This window comes from Lysobacter sp. TAB13 (assembly GCF_052113885.1).
In the GTDB taxonomy this organism is placed as follows: Bacteria; Pseudomonadota; Gammaproteobacteria; order Xanthomonadales; family Xanthomonadaceae; genus Lysobacter; species Lysobacter gummosus.
In genome coordinates this window covers 1-363 of record NZ_JBFRDR010000394.1, presented here as the reverse complement: position 1 = coordinate 363, position 363 = coordinate 1, and the positions used below count along the sequence as shown (strand labels likewise).

Here is a 363-nt window from a genome sequence, read left to right as displayed (position 1 = left end):
CGCTCAAGGCGCGCGAGCTGCGCGACGGCGTGTGGACGCGCCTGCGCCGCTGACACAGCACGGAGAGGCGTGCCGAAGAGCGCCTCTCCGTTTTCTTCGCTCCCACCAGGCTCGCCAACGAGCAACCGCAGGATCCCGCGGCCCCAGGCGACGAGGCGCCGCTCGTGCTCCGTGTCGGACAGCATGCTCTGAACGATGAGAGTCGATCAGCTTTTCCGGGTTTGGACGACTTCGTCCGAACGCAGTGCGACCTGACGCCGAGACCACGTCTCATCGCGCCCCAAGTCAGCCATTCGAATACCTATTGTGTCGCGGCCGAACTTGGCCTCTCCTTGGGAAGTTCGCTCAGTCATCCATTCGTAC

At 64.2% G+C, this 363-nt stretch carries 1 protein-coding gene; it reads right to left on the bottom strand.

Annotation, left to right across the window (positions count from 1 at the left end; all coding sequences use genetic code 11):
* Positions 1-185: hypothetical protein (locus AB4Y92_RS26665; RefSeq protein WP_441822358.1), on the bottom strand; the 185-nt coding region annotated here is incomplete at its 3' end.
* Positions 186-363 lie beyond the last annotated feature (178 nt).